At 32.9% G+C, this 15,368-nt stretch carries 16 protein-coding genes; 9 read left to right on the top strand and 7 right to left on the bottom strand.

Annotated elements, in window-relative coordinates:
• Positions 1-22: 22 nt before the first annotated feature.
• From DMA14_RS07030 to DMA14_RS07020, 3 genes are all read right to left on the bottom strand, one after another.
• Positions 23-451: a hypothetical protein gene (locus tag DMA14_RS07030; protein ID WP_111424058.1), complete on the bottom strand. Its 429-nt coding sequence runs from the start codon at positions 449-451 to the stop codon at positions 23-25.
• A 266-nt stretch (positions 452-717) separates the two neighbouring features.
• Positions 718-1,125 carry a hypothetical protein gene (locus tag DMA14_RS07025; RefSeq protein ID WP_111424057.1) on the bottom strand — a complete coding sequence of 136 codons (408 nt, stop codon included), beginning with the start codon at positions 1,123-1,125 and terminating at the stop codon, positions 718-720.
• Between the two features lie 6 nt (positions 1,126-1,131).
• A complete protein-coding gene (locus DMA14_RS07020) occupies positions 1,132-2,310 on the bottom strand; it encodes a glycoside hydrolase family 88 protein (protein WP_111424056.1) in 1,179 nt (392 codons plus the stop codon).
• Positions 2,311-2,742: 432 nt separating this feature from the next.
• On the opposite strand from DMA14_RS07020, the gene DMA14_RS07015 reads away from it, so the two are divergent.
• The gene (locus DMA14_RS07015; protein ID WP_111424055.1) at positions 2,743-3,126 is read left to right on the top strand and encodes a ribosomal maturation YjgA family protein; all 384 of its coding nucleotides are present in this window, start codon (positions 2,743-2,745) and stop codon (positions 3,124-3,126) included.
• On the opposite strand, the gene DMA14_RS07010 is transcribed toward DMA14_RS07015, so the two are convergent.
• On the bottom strand, positions 3,107-4,885 hold the full coding sequence (locus tag DMA14_RS07010) for an ABC transporter ATP-binding protein (RefSeq protein WP_111424054.1): 1,779 nt from the start codon (positions 4,883-4,885) through the stop codon (positions 3,107-3,109). The genes DMA14_RS07015 and DMA14_RS07010 overlap by 20 nt on opposite strands.
• 76 nt (positions 4,886-4,961) lie before the next feature.
• Here DMA14_RS07010 and DMA14_RS07005 point away from each other — a divergent pair, with 76 nt between their 5' ends.
• From DMA14_RS07005 to DMA14_RS06990, 4 genes are all read left to right on the top strand, one after another.
• Positions 4,962-5,540, top strand: coding sequence for a non-canonical purine NTP diphosphatase (locus DMA14_RS07005; protein ID WP_111424053.1), 579 nt, complete (start codon positions 4,962-4,964; stop codon positions 5,538-5,540).
• 203 nt (positions 5,541-5,743) lie between these two features.
• A complete protein-coding gene (locus tag DMA14_RS07000; protein ID WP_111424052.1) occupies positions 5,744-7,660 on the top strand; it encodes a DEAD/DEAH box helicase in 1,917 nt (638 codons plus the stop codon).
• 173 nt (positions 7,661-7,833) lie between these two features.
• Positions 7,834-8,616, top strand: a complete 783-nt coding sequence (locus tag DMA14_RS06995) for a carboxypeptidase-like regulatory domain-containing protein (RefSeq protein ID WP_111366840.1) — start codon at positions 7,834-7,836, stop codon at positions 8,614-8,616.
• A 92-nt stretch (positions 8,617-8,708) separates the two neighbouring features.
• Positions 8,709-9,047 carry a DHCW motif cupin fold protein gene (locus tag DMA14_RS06990; RefSeq protein WP_111378646.1) on the top strand — a complete coding sequence of 113 codons (339 nt, stop codon included), beginning with the start codon at positions 8,709-8,711 and terminating at the stop codon, positions 9,045-9,047.
• A 73-nt stretch (positions 9,048-9,120) separates the two neighbouring features.
• On the opposite strand, the gene DMA14_RS06985 is transcribed toward DMA14_RS06990, so the two are convergent.
• Entirely contained in the window at positions 9,121-10,581 is a 1,461-nt protein-coding gene (locus DMA14_RS06985) for an aminoacyl-histidine dipeptidase (protein ID WP_111424051.1), read from the bottom strand.
• Between the two features lie 177 nt (positions 10,582-10,758).
• Between DMA14_RS06985 and DMA14_RS06980 the strand changes: the two genes are divergently transcribed.
• From DMA14_RS06980 to DMA14_RS06970, 3 genes are all read left to right on the top strand, one after another.
• Positions 10,759-11,820: a DUF3810 domain-containing protein gene (locus tag DMA14_RS06980; protein WP_111424050.1), complete on the top strand. Its 1,062-nt coding sequence runs from the start codon at positions 10,759-10,761 to the stop codon at positions 11,818-11,820.
• Positions 11,821-11,973: 153 nt separating this feature from the next.
• A complete protein-coding gene (locus DMA14_RS06975; protein WP_008462500.1) occupies positions 11,974-12,468 on the top strand; it encodes an RNA polymerase sigma factor in 495 nt (164 codons plus the stop codon).
• Positions 12,469-12,476: 8 nt separating this feature from the next.
• The gene (locus DMA14_RS06970) at positions 12,477-13,109 is read left to right on the top strand and encodes a hypothetical protein (RefSeq protein WP_111424049.1); all 633 of its coding nucleotides are present in this window, start codon (positions 12,477-12,479) and stop codon (positions 13,107-13,109) included.
• Positions 13,110-13,191: 82 nt separating this feature from the next.
• Here DMA14_RS06970 and DMA14_RS06965 read toward each other — a convergent pair whose 3' ends face one another.
• Both DMA14_RS06965 and DMA14_RS06960 read right to left on the bottom strand, forming a co-directional pair.
• Positions 13,192-14,001, bottom strand: a complete 810-nt coding sequence (locus DMA14_RS06965) for a lysophospholipid acyltransferase family protein (RefSeq protein WP_111424048.1) — start codon at positions 13,999-14,001, stop codon at positions 13,192-13,194.
• A gap of 132 nt (positions 14,002-14,133) precedes the next feature.
• A complete protein-coding gene (locus tag DMA14_RS06960) occupies positions 14,134-14,778 on the bottom strand; it encodes an NUDIX hydrolase (protein WP_111424047.1) in 645 nt (214 codons plus the stop codon).
• Between the two features lie 92 nt (positions 14,779-14,870).
• Here DMA14_RS06960 and DMA14_RS06955 point away from each other — a divergent pair, with 92 nt between their 5' ends.
• Positions 14,871-15,308, top strand: a complete 438-nt coding sequence (locus DMA14_RS06955) for a DUF4268 domain-containing protein (RefSeq protein WP_111378652.1) — start codon at positions 14,871-14,873, stop codon at positions 15,306-15,308.
• Positions 15,309-15,368 lie beyond the last annotated feature (60 nt).

Genomic DNA, 15,368 nt, shown 5'->3' with positions numbered 1-15,368 from the left:
TTTTTGTTAAAATCTATTTTAATTACAATTTTGCTGTCTCTTTTGATTTAGCTGTTCCTTCCAAAACTGCCAGCTCATCTTGGTCAACTAATTCCTGCGCCAAAATAGCATTATTATAAGCTAAGAAATACACATCAAACTTTACTCCTTCAGCAATAAGAGAAGAAGAAATCTGGTCGTTCTTAATCATCTCTTTCAATAAATCTGGAAAAGATTCTTTGTAGGCTAATTTATTTGCATCGTTTTCTTCTAAATTGGTTTCGATTCTAATTTCGATTTTATTATCATCCAGAAAAGCTTTTGCTGCTGTACTGGTAATACCACTTCCTTTTATAGAAACAGAATTATTGTAATTACTTACATGTTCCTGAATTTTCTGTTTGGTATTTTTACAGCTAATTAAAAATAATGCAAAAGTAAGCACGAATGCGATTTGGGTAATTTTTTTCATAATTTTTTGATTTAATAGTTATTTTTTAACTCAAACATAATTAATTCATAACATAAAAACAACATTCGATTACAAAAAGCACACATATAATTCTTTGAATACAAACCGATTATCTGCCTAAAAGAGTAAAATTTGTAAGAATAAAAACGTCTCATTTACACTTAATTTTTAACTGTAATTACAAAAAAATCTCTTTAAATAAACTTTAAAGAGACTTTTAATATGTAAGAATCAAAATGATCGGTTTCCTGTAAAAATGTGATTTATTATTTCAAAATATATTTAAGAGATTCCCCTGTAAGCACCTCTTTATCTAAAACAGTATTATCATTTGCCAAAAAGTAAACATCAAATTGTACCCCCTCTTCTATTAATTGTCTTGGAATCTCATCTTTTTCAATCATCGATCTTATCAACTTTACAAATGATATAGAAGAAGCTAATTTATTGCCTTCATTTTGGTCTAAGCCAGTTTCAAATCTCAATTCAATTTTATTATCATTAATGTAACCTCTTGCTGTAGTAAGCGTTACATTTTCGGCTCTAAAACTTGGAGCAATGTTTTTATTGTACGTAACAACATACTCTTGAAGTTTCTGTTTGGTATTTTTACAGCTTACAAGCATCAATACCATCATTATTGCAAAGGCAATCTGGCTTATTTTCTTTAGCATAATTTTCTATTTTAATTTTTGAAGTCTTAATAATGCCTCAAGATAGTAATAATCTGCGTAATTTATAGAACAATCTATCTCACTATTTGCAGGTTTATGTCCTGTTGAATGCAGTAAAAATGCCGAATTTACATCATGGCTTTGGTAATTATTTGAAAGCGAAACAATCATCTTTTTGGCTTTCGTCAAATATTCTGCTTTTAGATTCTTGTCTTTTGTGTACGAACTTAATTCTAAAAGTGCCGAAGAAACAATTGCCGCCGCCGAAGCATCTCGAGGTTCATTAGGAATATTTGGCGCATTAAAATCCCAATACGGCACTAAATCTTCGGTAGTTAATTTATCTAAATAAACACGAGCCAATTTATGAGCAAAATCTAAAAATTTAACATCCTTTGTTTCTCTATAGGTCATCGTAAAACCGTAAATCGCCCAAGCCTGACCGCGCGCCCACATACTGTCATCACTATATCCTTGCGCTGTTCTTCCTTTGATCTTTTTTCCAGTTTCATAATCATAAATTATAACATGATAAGACGTATTATCTGGTCTAAAATGATTTGCCATTGTAGTTTCGGCATGTTTTACAGCTATGTCGTATAATTTTTTACTTCCGCCATTTTTTGAAGCCCAAAACAAAAGCTCCAAATTCATCATATTGTCTATAATAGTATTGTGTCCGCCCATTTTATTGTGAGGCCAAGACTGAATCGTCCCTACTTTTGGATTAAAAAGCGTTGCCAATGTATCGGCAGTTCTTAAAATAATTTGCTTGTATTCTGGATTTTTAGTCAATCTGTATCCATTTCCAAAACTATTAAAAACTTGAAAACCTAAATCATGATCAGCAGCTTTACTAGTAGATAATGGCGTTAAAAAACGACTAAATTTATCAGCCTCTTTTTCCCATTTTTTATCTTTCGTTGCTTCATACAAAAACCACAATTCTCCAGGCCAGAATCCGCTTGTCCAATCTTTATAACCTACAAATTTCCATTCTTTACTTCCGTTTGGAACCGTTCTAGGAGAAGTCCCATCATTTGGAATTACTTTTAAAGTTTTTGAAGCTTGTTCTGCGCAATAATCCAATTGCTTTTTAATATTAAACGAATTGTCTTTTTGAGAATAGCCTTGGTTTCCTAAAAGAAACAAAGCTGCAATCAGGGTAAAAAATTTTGCCTTCATGTGGTTATTTTGATAGATAATTAATTAACTGATAAATTTATAAAATAAAGTGACTCTATTCCGTTTTTGTACTTTTTGTTACCTAAAAATGGATTATTGATGTACTATTTTATTTAGACTTTTTCCTGTTATGCTTCTCTTTGTCAAAGTTTAAAACCAATATTATAAGGTACTTTGATAAAAAATAAATCATAAAGCTATTTTTTACGCATTTTTGTCATTTCGACGAAGGAGAAATCTTCACAAATAACTCCGCAAAGAAAATCCAATCTTTGTCGAGCTTCTTAGAGAGATTTCTCCTTCGTCGAAATGACAAAAATTGTGGCTATTCTGTGTAAAACTAAAATTTCTTATACTCTTGTTTTTAAACTTTGACAAAGAGGAATTACAACTGATTATATACATTTGTTTTAACTAAAACCCAATATCAACTTGAACAAAACCAGAATTACCTATTTCTTAGCTTTTCTAAGTATCACTTTCCTCGGGATCCTTTCTAGAAAAATATCCTTTATTCCATTATGGATTGGTGATTTTCTGTACGCAGTGATGATTTATTTTCTGGTTAGAATATTTCTTCCATTCAGAAATGCTTTCGCAATTGCATTCCTTTCTCTATTGATTTGTTATGGAATTGAATTTCTACAATTGTATCAAGGCGAATGGATGATAGAACTCAGAAAAACATTTTTTGGAAGATATGTTTTAGGTCAGGGATTTCTTTGGGAAGATATTCTGGCTTACACTTTTGGAATTTTTGTTGTTTTTATGACTGAGAAAATTACACTGAATTATTTCAATCAAAAGTCTGTGTGATTTTTTCAATATTCAAACTATTGGCCATTGCCATAAATATTTGATAATATGTTCCTTTATTATCATACAATTCATCATGAGTTCCTTTTTCTACACATCTTCCCTTTTCTAAAACTATAATATTAGAAGCATCAATAATCTGGGAAATGCTGTGCGATATAATAATCACGGTTCTATCTTTTTTGATGGCATCCAAAGATTTCTTAATCTGTTCTGTCGCGATGGCGTCCAAACTTGCCGTTGGTTCATCAAGAAAAATAATCGGCGGATTTTTTAGAAAAAGTCTAGCAATAGCGATGCGCTGCTGCTGGCCGCCTGAAAGCAAATGCGCATCTGAATCGTAACCTTTTGGCAGTTGCACCACTTGTTCATGAATATAAGCTTGTTTTGCCGCTTCAATAACTTCTTCATGCGACGCTTCAGGATTTCCGTATAAAATATTCTCTGCAATTGTGCCTTTAAAAATGTGATTTTTCTGAAGTACCAAACCAATATTTTTACGCAAAAAGTCTGTATTGTATTCCACCAAATCAACTCCATCTAGAAAAATCTGTCCTGATGTGGGAAGATAAAATTTATCCAGCAAATTGATAATAGTACTTTTTCCTGCTCCACTTAATCCAACCAAAGCTGATGTTTCATTTGGTTTGACGGTAAAATTAATATCGTAAAGTGCTTGGGTTCCGTTTGGATATACAAAATCGACATTTTTGACTTCGATTAATCCAACAATTTTTTCTGGAATATAATCTCCACTGGTTTCAACTTCTTTTTCTGCTTCCAAGATATCAAAGAATCCTTCAGAATAGATAAGCGCATCATTTACCTCGTCATAAATTCGGTGTAATTGTCTAATTGGTGACGAAACATTATTAAACAGCATAATATGAAACATAATCGCACCAATTGTCATTTGATTATTCAAAACGAAATAAGCAGTCAAAATAATGATAATTACCACTCCAATCTGTTCGACAAAGCTTTTAACGCTTTCAAAAATAAAACTGGTTTTTCTGGTTTGCAGCTGATTTTCGGTCATCTCAAACTGAATCTTTTCATGACGATCGGCTTCTGTAGATTCGCGTACAAAGGACTTAATTACCGTTATGGATTCAATTAAACTAATGATCCCGTTGTTTTTAGTTTCACGATAATTGCGCATTCTTCGTCGGAATCCACTCAATCTCGTTGCTTGCAATTGACTAATATAAAAGTAAATCGGAATAATACACAAACTTACCAAACCCACATAAACATTAGCATAAAACATAATTACCAAAGCCACGAAAGCGTTAGCAAACAAAGGCAAAATATCAATAAAGAAATTTTGCACCAAACGCGTTAAACTGCTAATTCCTGCATCAATTCTAGTCTGCAGTTTTCCGCTTTCATTTTCATCAGAAGTATAAAACTCCATTCTATAGCTTAGAATTTTTTCTACTATGGTTTGAGAAATATCACGCGTAATAAAAATTCGGAGTTTTTCGCCATAGAATTTTTGTCCAAATTGAACCACAGAATTAACCAATTCTTTAGTTAACAAGACGATACTAATAATTCCTAAAAGATGAAATCCTTTTGATAATGGTTCATGCGCTACCATCAGATTATTTATGGTATCTACGGTATATTTTAGAATTACGGCATTTACCTGCGCTGCAAATGACCCTAAAAATGTGAGCAGTAAAGTAGCAATTACCATTTTTCTGTACGGCTTTACAAAAGGCAAGATTTTTTTATAAAGTACTGATAATTGCATTTATTTGAATTTTAGCTAACATATCAAATATAAGAATTCTAAATTTGTGTTGAAAATCATTTAAACACAATATTCTATGAAACTCGTTTTCGCTTCAAACAACAAAAATAAAATCGCAGAAATTCAAAGCATGCTCCCAGAAAGCATCAAAATATTAAGCTTAGAAGATATTAATTGTTTTGAAGATATTCCGGAAACAGCCGATACCATTGAAGGAAATGCCATTTTAAAAGCCGATTATGTAACCAAAAAATATGGTTATGATTGTTTTGCCGATGATACAGGTTTAGAAGTAAATGCTTTAAATGGAGAACCTGGAGTTTATTCTGCGAGATATGCAGGCGAACAAAAAAACGCTGATGATAATATGAACAAGCTCCTGGAAGCTTTAAAAAATGAAGAAAACCGCAGTGCCCAGTTCAAGACCGTTATAACATTAAACCTAAATGGAAAGCAATATTTGTTTACCGGAATTGCAAAAGGAGACATTACCTTAACCAAAACAGGCACAAATGGTTTTGGCTATGACCCCATTTTTAAACCTGAAAATTTCAATGAGACCTTTGCAGAATTGCCTTTAACAACCAAAAACACTATAGGTCATCGCGGAAAAGCGGTTAAGCAACTAATTGATTTTCTGAGCACCACAAAATAATTGTTTAAAATACAACATTTTAGAGGCTAAATTTTACATTTCACGACGTATTTTTTGGCGTGTTTCCTCATTTCTTGCAAAAAATTATTTTAATAAAACTGTAACTTTTTGATAATCAATTCTTAACAAATACATAATTCTTAAAATTGCATTAGTTTATCTGAATAATTAACAGTAATTTTGCACCCTATTTTAAAACACATATGAATAAATTTGAACAATTAGGATTGAATGAATCGTTACTGAAGGCGATTTTAGATCTAGGATTTGAAAATCCGTCAGAGGTACAGGAAAAGGCGATTCCCCTATTATTGGAAAAAGACACGGATATGGTTGCGTTGGCTCAAACAGGGACAGGGAAAACGGCAGCTTTCGGTTTTCCGCTAATTCAAAAAATTGATGCCGACAACAGAAATACACAAGCATTAGTTTTATCGCCAACACGCGAGTTATGTTTACAGATTACTAACGAACTTAAAAACTACTCAAAATACGAAAAAGGTATTAATGTGGTAGCAGTTTACGGAGGAGCTAGTATAACAGAGCAAGCAAGAGAAATAAAGAGAGGTGCACAAATTATTGTGGCAACTCCAGGAAGAATGCAAGACATGATTAACAGAGGTTTAGTAAACATTAAAAACATAGATTACTGTGTTCTTGATGAGGCTGATGAGATGTTAAACATGGGATTCTATGATGATATCGTATCTATTTTATCAGATACTCCAGACGAAAAAAGCACATGGTTGTTCTCTGCAACTATGCCGCAAGAGGTTGCTAGAATTGCAAAACAATTCATGAGCGAACCATTAGAAATTACTGTAGGAACTAAAAACTCAGGTTCATCTACAGTTTCTCACGAATTTTATTTAGTTAATGCTCGTGACCGTTACGAAGCTTTGAAACGTTTAGCTGATGCTAATCCAGACATTTTCTCAGTGGTTTTCTGTCGTACAAAAAGAGACACACAAGCTATTGCTGAGAAATTAATTGAAGATGGTTATAGCGCCGCTGCGTTACACGGAGATTTATCTCAAGCGCAACGTGATGGTGTAATGAAATCGTTCCGTGGAAGACAAATTCAGATGCTTGTTGCTACTGACGTTGCTGCACGTGGTATTGATGTTGATAATGTAACTCACGTTGTTAACTACCAATTACCTGACGAAATCGAAACTTACAACCACCGTTCAGGACGTACTGGTAGAGCTGGAAAATTAGGAACTTCTATTGTAATTGTTACAAAAAGCGAGTTACGTAAAATTTCTTCTATCGAGAGAATCATCAAACAAAAATTCGAAGAAAAATCTATTCCATCTGGAATCGAAATCTGCGAAATTCAGTTATTACACTTAGCAAACAAAATTAAAGACACTGAAGTTGATCACGAAATTGACAACTATTTACCAGCAATCAATAATGTTCTTGAAGATTTATCTAAAGAAGAATTGATTAAGAAAATGGTTTCAGTAGAATTTAACCGTTTCATCACTTATTACAAGAAGAATAGAGATATCTCTGTAGGTGGCGGCGAAAGACGCGAAAGAGGTGATTCTGAGCCAAGAGAATTCAGCAATAATGGAGCAGTTCGTTATTTTGTAAACATCGGTTCTAGAGATAATTTCGATTGGATGTCATTAAAAGATTACTTGAAAGAAACATTAGATTTAGGTCGCGATGATATCTTTAAAGTAGATGTAAAAGAAGGTTTCTCTTTCTTTAACACAGATCCACAGCATACTGACAAAGTAATGGATGTTTTAAACAACGTTCAATTGGAAGGTCGTCGTATCAATGTTGAGATTTCTAAAAATGATGGCGGAGGAAGACGTGATCACAACAACCGTGGTGGAAGACGTGATTCTGGAAGAAGAGAAGGAAATTTTGCTCCAAGACGTGAAGGCGGATTCAGAAGCGATAGAAATTCTTCAAGAGATGGAGGTTCACGCGAAGGCGGATCTCGTGATGGAGGTTTTAGAGGCGACAGAAACTCATCTCCAAGAAGAGAAGGCGGTTTCAGAAGCTCTGCCCCAAGAAGCGAAGGCGGTTCAGACAGAGCTCCAAGACGTTCAGAAAACTTTGGCGATAGCTCAAGACCAAGAAGATCAAGAAGAGATTAATACTTCAATTTCTTAAAATACAAAATCCCAAATTCCAATTTTATACGGAATTTGGGATTTTTTCTTATATCTAATAATCTTATCAATGTCTTTGTTAATTTTCTTATAATTAAATTCCAAGACTGCGAGATATTTAATCCCTATTTACTACTTTTAGAACTTTAAATCAGGATATGAAATATTTCGCAATTTTCTTTTTTACACTTCTCGCCAACATTGGTTTTGCACAAGATACGCAAGATACACAACCAACAGTTCCACAAAGAGTTTCAGGTTACGTTATTAATGACGACAGCAAACAACCACTTGCCGGAGTAAATATTATCAACACCAACAAAGTGCGTGGTGCAAAATCTGACGAAAAAGGATATTTTGAAATTGACGTACAAGTCAACGATACACTTCATTTTTCTATTCTAGGATTTCAATCATTAAGAATTAGAGTTACAAATGACTGGATAAAAAATAAAGTAACTAGAATTCAGCTTACTGAAAAAGCAATTGCTTTAGAAGAGGTTGTTATTGCTCCTTTCTCTCTAACAGGTTATCTTGAAATTGACTCTAAATTAATTCCGACAAAAGAAAACTATCGTTACAGCATTTCTGGACTTACTCAGGGTTATGAAGCTGGAGAATATGCGCCAAATGCTTTTGGAAAAGTCCTTGGTTCGATTTTTAACCCCGCCGATATGCTCTATAATTTCTTTGGAAAGAACGGAAAAGAACTCAAGAAGTTAAAAGAGATGAAAAAAGACGATACCGTACGAACGCTTTTAGAATCGAAATATGATCGTGAAACCGTTGCAGTATTATTAGGCATCAGCAAAGACGAAATTCCTGAAATTATGCATCGCTGCAACTATTCTGATTCATTTATTCAGACAGCAAACGACCTCCAGATTATGGATGCAATAAGCGCTTGTTATGAACAATATAAAGTTTTGAAACGAAATTAAACTCACAACATAAAAAAATCAATCCTCATTTTTAAAACTGAGGATTTTTTTTGTTTTAAATATAACTACTAACTATCTAAACCACAAAAAAAATGTCTACAATACCTTTTCAGACGATTGATTGGAGTCAAATTGAAAAAACAGAACACATAGGAGAAACCGGAACTGCTTATTGGCAGACCATACAATTAGGAGGTTTACGTGTTCGAAAAGTTGTTTACAGTAAAAATTATCTTGCTGATCACTGGTGCCAAAAAGGACACATTGTGCATTGTTTGAAAGGAGATTTCATCAGCGAATTAGATAACGGTGAAAAAATGACATTAACAAAAGGAATGACTTATATTGTTTCTGACGATATGAGTTCTCATCGCTCTATTACAACTAAAGGTGTCGAATTGCTAATAATAGACGGGGACTTTCTAGTTTAATCTAGTCTCAGTATACAGTCTCAGTGTACAGTTTGATAAAACCGAGTACTGAGACTGTGACTGAAAACTAATATTATTTAACTGGTATATTTGAAAGAATTTCCAATACGAATTTCCAATATTTTTGAGCTGAAGAAATACTTGCTCTTTCGTCTGGCGAGTGAGCTCCATGAATTGTTGGGCCGAAAGAAATCATATCCATATCTGGATAATTTGTTCCTAAAATCCCGCACTCTAAACCTGCGTGGCAAGCTACAACTTTTGGCTGTTCTCCGTTTTGTTTTTCGTAGATTTCTTTTAAAACTTCTAAGATTTCAGAGTTTACATTAGGCGTCCAACCTGGATAAGAACCAGAAAGTTCTACTTCACATCCAACCAATTCAAAAGCAGAACGTAAAGAATTAGCCAAATCAAATTTTGAAGATTCTACAGAAGAACGTGTTAAACATCCAACCAAAATTTCTCCATCTTTTATAACTACACGAGCAATATTATTTGAAGTTTCAACCAAATCAGCCATATCAGCACTCATTTTATAAACTCCATTCTGAGCTGCATAAATCGCTCTGATAATTCCTTCTTGAACTCCAAGATCCATTACTTTCTCAGGCAAATCACCTTTTACGATTTCAATAGATAAGTTTGGTTCAGTCGTTTTATATTCCGCTTTGATATCAGAAATAATTTCCTGCATATCATATACGTAAGCTTCATCAAACATTTGAGAAATAATTACTTTGGCAACGCTTTCTCTCGGAATTGCATTTCTAAGACTTCCTCCATTAATTTCAACAATCTGTAAACCAAAGTTTTCAAATGCATCAAATAATAAACGGTTCATAATTTTGTTGGCATTTCCTAAACCTTTATTAATATCCATTCCTGAATGCCCTCCATTTAATCCTTTTACTGTAATAGTATAACCAACAGAACCTTCTGGAACTTCTTCTTCATGATAGGTTCTAGTTGCAGTTACATCAATTCCACCAGCACATCCAATATCAATTTCATCATCCTCTTCTGTATCCAAATTCAGTAAAATCTGACCTTGTAAAATACCTCCTTTTAGATTTAAAGCACCTGTCATTCCCGTTTCTTCATCAATTGTAAATAAAGCTTCAATTGCAGGATGCGGAATGTCTTTACTTTCTAGAATAGCCATAATAGTCGCCACTCCTAGCCCATTATCAGCCCCAAGTGTTGTGCCGCGCGCGCGAACCCAATCACCATCAACGTACATATCGATTCCTTGCGTATCAAAATCAAAGACAGTGTCTGCATTTTTTTGATGCACCATATCTAAATGCCCTTGCATTACAATTGGTTTACGATTTTCCATTCCTGGAGTAGCCGGTTTCCTGATGATTACATTTCTGATTTCATCTTCGAAAGTTTCTAAACCTAAGCTGTTTCCAAAGTTCTTCATAAACTCAATTACACGTTCTTCTTTTTTAGATGGACGCGGAACAGCATTTAAATCTGCGAATTTATTCCAAAGTGCTTTAGGCTCCAGATTTCTAATTTCTTGACTCATTATATTTTGTTTGATGTTTAACAATTAAGAGCCTCAAAGTTACAAAGTTTATATTTTTTTTCGCCACAAATTTCACGAATTAGCACTAATTATCCACTTTAAAATCAAATCTCACAAATACTATTCTTTTTAGTTGTAAATAATTGTGTTTATATTTACGTATCTAAAAATTATACTGTGAAATCAAAATACGTTTTGCCTTTATTTCTCTTAGTTCAAATTATTTTTTACAAAATCCTACCATACTTTCCAGACTTCGTGGAAGGCTTTTACAGCAAAAATTTATTCGTTAGAATTTCTCATTTTTCTAGAACAGTTTTAGGTAATATTCCGTTTTCTGTCGGCGACATAATTTATGCTCTTTTAATGATTTCTATAATTAGTTGGTTTTGGAAAGTCAGAAAAACTTGGAAAACAGATTGGAAAGATCATTTTCTCAAAATCTTAGGTAAGATCTCTGTTTTTTACTTTTTCTTTCACCTGCTTTGGGCTTTCAACTACTATCGCAAACCTCTTTTTGAAAAAATGGAAATTAAAAGGGAATATACTGATGCTGATCTTTTGGTTTTCACTAAAAGATTAATTGCAAAGACGAATGAAGTTCAGTTTCAAATTACAAAAAATAAAAGCTCAAAAATTGTCTTTCCATATTCACAGAAAGAGTCATTTAACATGATTTTAAACGGTTATGATAATTTAGCAAAAGAACATCCTTATTTTGAATACAAAACGTTAAGCGTAAAAAAATCACTGTTTAGCCTTCCTTTAACTTATATGGGATTTGGCGGTTATTTAAATCCATTTACAAACGAAGCCCAAATTAATGACTTATTGCCAATGTACACTTTTCCGCTAACTACATCTCATGAAATGGCGCATCAGATTGGTTTTGCAAGTGAAAGTGAATGCAATTTTATTGGCCTTTTGGCTTCTGTCAAAAATGATAATTTATATTATCAATATGCAGGATATAGTTTTGCATTACGCTATTGTCTCGGAATATGGCAGTTTAAAAACGAGAAAATTTTTGAAATACTAAAGAAACAAGTAAATACTGGAATTTTAAAAAACTATCAAGAAGACCAAGATTTCTGGAAAAAATATGACACATTTATAGATAAAGGTTTCCATTTTCTATGGGATAGTTTTTTAAAAACAAATAACCAAAAAGACGGAATGAAAAGTTATAGCAAGTTCATCGATTTGACGATTAATTACTATAAAACAAGGCAACTATAAAGTTTACCCATGAATTACACAAATTAGCACAAATTTTAAAAAACTCAACTTTTATCTATTCTGTTTGAAAAGTAATTCGAGAAATTTTTATAATTCGTGGCAAAAATAAAATATCAACTGTAACAAAAATGATTTTATAACTACTAATACATTATGAGTGAAAATCTAGAACAGTCATTTGTTGCGCAGCTGCAGGCAAATCAGAATATAATCCACAAGATTTGTAGATTATATACTGCTGGAGAAGATGCTCATAAAGACTTGTTTCAAGAAATTACCATTCAGCTTTGGAAGGCTTATCCAAAATTTAGAGGCGACAGTAAATTTTCGACTTGGACGTATCGTGTTGCCTTAAACACAGCGATTACCTTATACCGCAAAACCAAAAGAACTATATCGACCGTAGATTATGAAAATCATCAGCATTTTGTAAAAGATGTTGACTACAATTATGAAGAAGAAGAACAAATTAAATTGATGTACAAAGCGGTTTATCAATTGAATGACATTGAAAAGGCATTAGTTTTTATGTATTTAGAAGACAAAGATTATCAAGAAATAGCTGAAACCTTAGGAATCAGCGAAGTGAATGCGCGCGTGAAAATGAACAGAATTAAGGGGAAACTTAAAAAAATACTAAATCCTTAAAAATTATTATGAAAGAACTGGATTTATTAAAAAAAGACTGGCAAAAGAACTCTGATTCTTTTCAACAAATTTCTGAAAATGAAATCTACAAGATGATTCATAAAAAATCGTCATCTATAGTAAAATGGATTTTAATCATCAGTATTTTGGAGATTTCATTTTGGACGTTTTCAAATTTATTCATTAATACAGACGATGTATTGCACAAAATGAATCATCCTGAAATCGTAACTGCCTTAGAGTTTCTAACGTATTTCAATTATGTGGTCGTTTTAATTTTTGTGTACATCTTCTACAAAAATTATAAAACAATTTCGACCACAATAGCTACAAAGTCTTTGATGAGCGCTATTTTAAAAACCCGTAAAACGGTTCAATATTATGTTTGGTACAATTTAGGAATGATTGTTATTACAGCTATTTTGAGCTTTTTCATTGCTTTTGTCTACAATCCAGATATGGAATTTCTTAGAGAGAAATTAGCCATGAATGGAAAAGCTATGTTTGTTACAATCGGAATATTGTTCCTAGTAATTTTAGGCTTTTTTGGATTGTTCTGGTGTTTCTATAGAATTATCTACGGAACTCTTTTAAGACGATTATACGCTAACTATAAAGAGTTGAAGAAGATAGATTTCTGAAAAAGTTTCTAAGGTTCTGAGATGCTAAGGCTCTAAGCTTTTTTAACTTGAAACCTGAAACTTAAAACAAGAAAAAACTACATTAATAATCCCATTGCCTCATTTTGTTAAGTTCTTCTTGTGCTTTTATTTCTTCAGCAGGAATAACTTTTAAAAATGAAGGATGCTGTTCAATTGCGTATTCTACTTTTTCCACGATTTGTTCGATGGTGTCATTTTCATAATCAATATCAAGAGGTTCTTTGATGATGAAAGATTGCAGGATTCCTTTTTTCTTCATTCGAAGTCCTTTCTTATCGAATGATCTACGGAAACCATCAATTACAATTGGAATAACGATTGGTTTGTGCTGTTTAATGATATGAGCAGTTCCTTTACGAACGGGTTTGAATGATTTTGTAGTTCCTTGCGGAAAAGTAATAACCCAGCCGTCTTCAAGCGCTATTCTAATATTTTCAGTATCATTCGGGTTCACATCACGTTTTTCGGTCACATCAACTCCTTTAGAACGCCATGTACGCTCTACTGTAATTGCACCAACATAAGCTAAAATTCTTGGCAATAATCCAGCTTGCATAGTCTCTTTGGCCGCCACATAATAAATATTCATTTTTGGTTGCCACAAATAACTAATATTCTTAATCGTGTCTTGACGTCCAGATAAACTGGCATTAAAAACATGAAACATCGCTACAACGTCTGCAAAGTAAGTCTGGTGATTGGAAATAAATAAAACATTAGTGTCTGGGAGTGTTTTAATAATTTCAGATCCTTCAATCTGTAATTCATTAAAACCTCTATATCTCTTATGAGTCATGGCACCTAGAACTCGGATCAACCATTTCTTGATGAATAATATATGCCCAAAAGGATTTCGTTTAAACAATCCCATAACTAATTTATCTTATTTTTTTGTTAGGTCGCAAACATACAAAAATTATTCTTTTAGCAACACTATAAAACAATTTCTCGAATTAAGAGATATTCTAATGAATATCAAATCGTTAAATAAACTTTATCGAACTTATTTCACCATCGCTTCTTTTAAGACATCTCGCAGTTCGCTCAAAATCATTGCCGTGGCTCCCCAAACAACATGATTCTGAATATTAAACGCAGGAACTAAAATATTTGCTCCATAAGAAGTTGATAATCTGGCTTCGATAATAATATCATCATTTAAAAAAACAGATAAGGGCAGTTCGATAATTCCGGCTACTTCCCTTATATCGGGGTAAAAAGAAAGTTCTTCTGTTGCAATTCCTAAAAACGGATGCACCAAAAAGTTGCTTGGCGGAATATACATCGGCGAGAAATGTTTAATAATATCTATTTTATCGCTTGTTATTCCGACCTCTTCATGAGTTTCTCTAAGTGCTGTGGTTTCAAAATTTAAATCTTCTTTTTCATACTTCCCGCCTGGAAATGCAATCTGTGCCGAATGAACACCTTCATAAGCATTTCTAACAATCAAAACCAGATGTGTTTTTTCCTGTTTGGGATAAAACAGCATCATGACTCCCGCCATTCTGGCGTTTAACGTATTAATATCAAGATTTTTTAATCCCTCTATACGCTCTTTTGGAGCCATTTTTAAATGTGAAGTTACTGCTGGCAGGTCTACTGGAATTATATTGGGAACATATTTCAAAAAGTCTTGAAAATTCATAATCAAAGCTTATTTTTGTACTTTCAAATAAAACATAAATATACTCCAGAAAACGCAGTGCTACAAGTTTTCTATTATTAAAGCATAAAAAAATGTACAGCAAAGAAGAATCGCAAAGAATAAAAAGAGAATTTTGGGTAGCTTTTGCCGAAAAATATCCTCGTAAATGGGTGCTTTATGATACAAAGATTAAAGACTTTTCTTTTAAGTTTTATGTTGACAACAAAAAAGCTCAGGTTTTAATTGACATCGAACAAAGAAGTGATGAAAAACGAATTGCTTATTTTGAAAAACTAGAAGCTTTAAAAAATATCCTAGAAGAAGAATTTATTAAAGATTTAGTTTTTGAGAAAAATTATACTCTTGAAAGCGGCAAAACAATCAGTAGAATTTGGGTTGAGAAACTTGGCGTTGGTTTCAGCAATAAAAATACTTGGGATACTATTTTTGATTTTTTCAACGAAAATATGCACGCTCTGGAAATGTTCTATTTAGAATATGATGAGTTTATTAAGGATGTGGAGAATTGAGGTTCTAAGATGCTAAGGTACTGAGTTACTAAGCTCTGAGTTTATATAGCAAACCCGACA

This window comes from Flavobacterium sharifuzzamanii, from assembly GCF_003254585.1.
GTDB lineage: Bacteria > Bacteroidota > Bacteroidia > Flavobacteriales > Flavobacteriaceae > Flavobacterium > Flavobacterium sharifuzzamanii.
Note: the sequence above shows the minus strand (reverse complement) of the source record. Positions and strands in the feature narration are given on the sequence as shown.